Origin of the sequence: Bacteroides sp. 41_26, from assembly GCF_949740115.1 — a bacterium.
GTDB classification, from domain to species: Bacteria; Bacteroidota; Bacteroidia; order Bacteroidales; family Bacteroidaceae; genus Bacteroides; species Bacteroides nordii.
In genome coordinates this window covers 1-4,582 of record NZ_CATJGZ010000042.1, presented here as the reverse complement: position 1 = coordinate 4,582, position 4,582 = coordinate 1, and the positions used below count along the sequence as shown (strand labels likewise).

Here is a 4,582-nt window from a genome sequence, read left to right as displayed (position 1 = left end):
TCCTTTTGCAGGCACTTTTCATCTACCAGAAAAGCATATAGATCCTCCACCAGCGACTGTTCCAGAATAATGTTGTATGAATTCTCCGGTATGAAGCAGAAGTCAAGTTTTAATCCCAGACGGCTTTCTGAAAGAAGGTAATTCAGCTTTTCATTCAATTTTTGCAGATAGGTGTGGTAGAATTGTTTATGCGGATGTGAACCGAACCTTTTATAATGCCTCAGATAAGGGGTATCCAGATGTATCGGTCGGTCATGGGTATCATAGTCCTTCAGAGCGGTTGAAAATAGTTCAAAACTTTCAAGGATGGAATCCTGGAAGGGACGGGGCATTGCCCTGTCGAAATAATACTCGGGAGTAACTGTTCTGTAGCATTCGTGAAGACTGTAAAGGCAATGTAGAAGACCGGACAAGACATTCCTGTCGTCTCCGGCATAGTCTATGAGAAGCTTAAAATGCCTTTCAAAAGAAAGGTGCAACGGCACGTTCACGGATTCCGTCTGTACAGCCGTTCTGAAATAAAAGCATAATTCATCAATGGATATGACAACCGAGGTTGTTATGAGTTGCTTCATCATTTCCATCTGTTCCGATAACTTTATTTCCATATTTTCCAGAGTTCTGGCCTGGCGTTTTTCTTCCCGGATTTTCGTTGCGTCATTTTTATTAGGGTCCATGATATAGGGATTTATTTACCGTAAAGATAATGAAATAGATGATACATGGCATATCCTAAAAACGGAAAGGCCTCCGATGAAGAAAAAAAGTAAGAGAAACTATTCTGCATAGTCTCCCTTATTTTAATCAAGTAATTCCGATTGATTTATGTTTTCTGTGGCAATTCAAGTCCTGCCCTGACGATCAGCCTTTTTACCTGGGTTATCCGGAATTTGCAACCTTTGGAGGTAACAAAGCCTTGCCGGTTTAAAATTCCGGTCATTTCGGACAAGGACTTCCCCTGCATGAGCAATGAATGCAACATGGCAATGGCTCTCATATTATTCGGGTTATTGTCCGCCTTAGTCTTGTTGGTCTTTACACTTTCCCCGATAGCCCGTTCAAGGTTATTCGTCAGGTTCTCGGATTTACCAAGCCGGCATCCTCTCGCTTTCTTGGCCTGTAGCGATTGCCTGGTTCTCTGACTGATCAGTCCGGCTTCATACTCTGCTATACTGCTGATGATATGCAGTACGAGTTTATTTGCTTCCGGAAAATCACAAAATACAATCTCCACATCACTTTCCAGCAATTTACTGGTGAAAGCTACATTCCGGCTTAATCGGTCCAGTTTGGCTACAATTAAGGTAGATCCTGTTTTTCTGCATTCTCCCAAAGCCTCTATAAGTTTGGATCTGTTGGATTTACGTCCACTCTCTGTTTCAATATACTCAACAATCGGCTTTTTATCCTTCAAGTGATTCTGTATAATTTCTCTTTGAGCCTCCACTCCCAATCCGGAGATTTCCTGTTTTATCGTGGACTGTCGGAGGTAGGCAATATAAGTTTTTGCTTTCATTTTTACATATTTTAATAGTCGGTTACAAATACCAAACGAACGTTCAATATCTGTCACCTGAAGTTTATGAAAAAGAAATCCTGTGAGATTTTGAGGTTTCATAGATTCCAACTTCTCATAGGATTCCTATTATTTCAGATTCGGTTATTTTTGAAAAATACTATTCTCTTATAGTTCCATACTCTTCAGAAATCCTTTTTTCATAATTATCCGTTTTCTCCACATTCTCGTCTATCACAGAAACGAGCATATCAAAGTAAACGTCTTCTATTACATTCTTTTCTCCTTCAGAATCAGGAATAAGATGTACTTCAAAGAGATCCTTTCCTTCATCGAGAACGATTTGTACCATTCCCGTATGCTTGAATCCCTGCACATGAAATTCCAGTCCGCCTTTGACCGGCTTTATCGTATCCATATCTACTCCCCATGACATTACTATAACGGGTTGTGTCTTTAGGATTGACCATATATATCCTGCTAGTTTCAGATCACAATTTTTGTTCTCCATATTCGATTGTATTTAAGTTATAGTATTCAGTGTAAATTCTCCGGTAATCCTCCATATCCAGTTCAGGGAAAACGGAGTGGTATATATAATAGAGGTCTTCTGCGCTCCATAATTCCCCCTGATCGAGCAGGGCAAATATTTCATCCGTCGCTTCATCGAATTCATCATAGCTCCTCCATCGCCTTGCTGGTATCTTAGGTTGGTGAGGATAAGGTTCAGTACAATTCTCAATGATATGCTCTACCAGTGACAGACAGTTTATGAGGTCTTTCTTTATTGTAAACTCATGGTCCGTATGTGGTTCGTAATATCCACAGCTAAGATTGACGCAACTGACCAGAAGCCCTCGTTCCTTTAGTTCCTGCACATCCGTCATCATTCCATGTGTTTCCCTGTATCCGAACTTTTTATATCCGGCAGCTTGAAGGAATCCGGGAGAACATAGTGAGGTCCAGCCGATTTCTGTAACAATGTCCTGATAACCCCGTCTGTCAGGCTGTATAACAAAGCGGCAGTCATTGAAAAAATCCATCACCGCTTTTCCAGAACCTACACATCCCACCTCTTCACTGACAAAGAACGCCAGTTTTAGAGTGTCATACTTTTTCAGACATTTGAGTGCTATCCATATTCCATTTTTGTCATCGGCTCCGAGTCCTTCCTGTCTTTTATTCCGGGAGCTGTAACCGAATATGATTTCTCCCGTTTCGACAGTCGTGAAATCTTTTGAATGTAACCTCTGTACCTGGTCAAGATGTGCTACGATACAGGGATATGATTCCGCTTCCCCTTTTGTTATATACAAGTTCCCGGCTGCGTCCATTTCAACTTTGGTACCAGTAATTCTCTTGGTATAATTCCATATAAACTTGATCATCGCCCGTTCTTTTCCGCTTGGGCTATAAACCTTGTATAATTTCTTAAGCAATTCCATCATTCTTATTTTTTGTGGGTTAAACATTTATTTCATTCATCTCGTATGCATATGGCAGTCCTGTTTCCTCATCTATCCTGTCATAAAGCATGTCATTCAATTTATGAAGTTCTCCCGCTTCCAGCAGTCTTTGTGCCGACTCTACGGATATTATCTTTCTTTCATATTCACAGAGGATATTGTTCCATACCCGGTATATGGTTATGTCTTCTGCATACTCATAGTAATCCTCATCATAATCGGAATAATGCCAGTTTTCCTTTTTGTATGTCTGTTCCGCTTTCTTCCGGCATTCTTCACAGCAATAGTACTCTTCCGTTATGTTCGAATAGAAATTATCCTCTTCCAGAAAATGCCCGCTACATTCCGGACATTCCGTAACATCCGACTCATGATGGTATTCCTCGAGATTTTCTATCCATATGAATTCGTCCAGATTCTCCACGTCACAGTAATACTCGTGTCCGTGATAATATACGAGGCTGGTTTCATTGCAATGGTATTCGTGGAAATCATCGTATTCCTCCTCACCATTCAGAGAACCGTCAGTAATATCAAGTGCGATGTCACCACTTCCGTAATTATCTGCTGTCCTCTCGGATTGATTGTACCACTTGAATGAATCCTGGTAGCTTAGCGTGTCATCCCAGTCCAGGTCACATTCTATCCTGAATTTCCTGTCTGACAATGAATTCTCTTCCAGGTCAACAAAAGCCCTTGCATCACCACATCCGGCACCGACTTTCTTATAACCGTCAATGTGTCCTCTCTTTATCAGAACATCTATTAAAGCACGTTTGAGGGTGTTGTTCTCATCGGTAGCGTATTGTCTTTCCGCCAGTCTCCATATCTTTCCGTCCTGGTCTGTAACCTTGTTGTAGATGACACACCTTGCTGTCACCTTTCCTTCTTCATTAATCAGGTATGCCGCGCTTGCATCGACTGAATTCGTATAGAAATAATGCAGTTTCCTGTCTACCATGCAGGAATGAAAATCTCCCATACAAGAGGAGGATGAGTATATCTTCTCGAAATTCTTGTCTATGCATAACCTGTTTTTAGGGAGCCGCCCCGTTGTATAAGTCTGCCAGTCCGCCGAGAATTCCTCACATAGGTAAGTCACTACCTGTTCCGGAAGGGTTTTACCAAATTCTGTTTCCAGTATGAGCGAGCGGTAGAGTTTCCCCGCTTTCATTTTAAACACCTTTTCTCCGTTCTCATGGTTAATGTAGCGGATTGACCTGGTATCCCCGTCCTCACATAGCCCTTTCAGTTCGTCCGTTTCAAAGTTCCTGGAGTAAAAGAGTTCTCCGTCCAGCTCCAGAACATAACGTAATGACATATCTGAGTGTCCGCTTATAATTATTGTCCGGGTAATGGTTTTCTTCAGTTCCGCCATTGAGGAAATATGAAGCAGCGTATAGTTGTTTGTCTCTATTGCTTCATGTAGTAATCTCTTGTTCCTGATATATGCCAGCAGTATCTTGTTTTTTCTGCTGCATACCCCGTTTCCATGCTTGACAATTCCAAACATGTCCTTGAATTCTTCATAATTTTTAAATTTGTAGTATAACATAATCTTTCTTGTTTTAAAATGTTGGTAAATAAAAAAGGAGGACAC

The 4,582-nt window shown here is 41.1% G+C and carries 5 protein-coding genes; all 5 read right to left on the bottom strand.

What is annotated here, in order from left to right:
* Positions 1-677 (bottom strand): hypothetical protein (locus QX565_RS01710; protein ID WP_289290906.1); only part of this gene is annotated, 677 nt, incomplete at its 3' end.
* Positions 678-823: 146 nt separating this feature from the next.
* A complete protein-coding gene (locus QX565_RS01705; protein ID WP_289290908.1) occupies positions 824-1,516 on the bottom strand; it encodes a recombinase family protein in 693 nt (230 codons plus the stop codon).
* Between the two features lie 160 nt (positions 1,517-1,676).
* Positions 1,677-2,027: a hypothetical protein gene (locus tag QX565_RS01700; RefSeq protein ID WP_211462248.1), complete on the bottom strand. Its 351-nt coding sequence runs from the start codon at positions 2,025-2,027 to the stop codon at positions 1,677-1,679.
* Entirely contained in the window at positions 2,008-2,961 is a 954-nt protein-coding gene (locus QX565_RS01695) for a hypothetical protein (protein WP_370634141.1), read from the bottom strand. Before QX565_RS01695 ends, QX565_RS01700 begins: the two co-directional genes overlap by 20 nt.
* A gap of 19 nt (positions 2,962-2,980) precedes the next feature.
* Positions 2,981-4,537 carry a hypothetical protein gene (locus QX565_RS01690; RefSeq protein WP_289290902.1) on the bottom strand — a complete coding sequence of 519 codons (1,557 nt, stop codon included), beginning with the start codon at positions 4,535-4,537 and terminating at the stop codon, positions 2,981-2,983.
* Positions 4,538-4,582 lie beyond the last annotated feature (45 nt).

What these genes read in the sequence shown, in the direction of transcription:
- QX565_RS01700 (WP_211462248.1), bottom strand. Translation starts at nt 2,027, where the DNA reads ATGGAGAACAAAAATTGTGATCTGAAACTAGCAGGATATATATGGTCA.
- QX565_RS01695 (WP_370634141.1), bottom strand. Translation starts at nt 2,961, where the DNA reads ATGGAATTGCTTAAGAAATTATACAAGGTTTATAGCCCAAGCGGAAAA.
- QX565_RS01705 (WP_289290908.1), bottom strand. Translation starts at nt 1,516, where the DNA reads ATGAAAGCAAAAACTTATATTGCCTACCTCCGACAGTCCACGATAAAA.
- QX565_RS01690 (WP_289290902.1), bottom strand. Translation starts at nt 4,537, where the DNA reads ATGTTATACTACAAATTTAAAAATTATGAAGAATTCAAGGACATGTTT.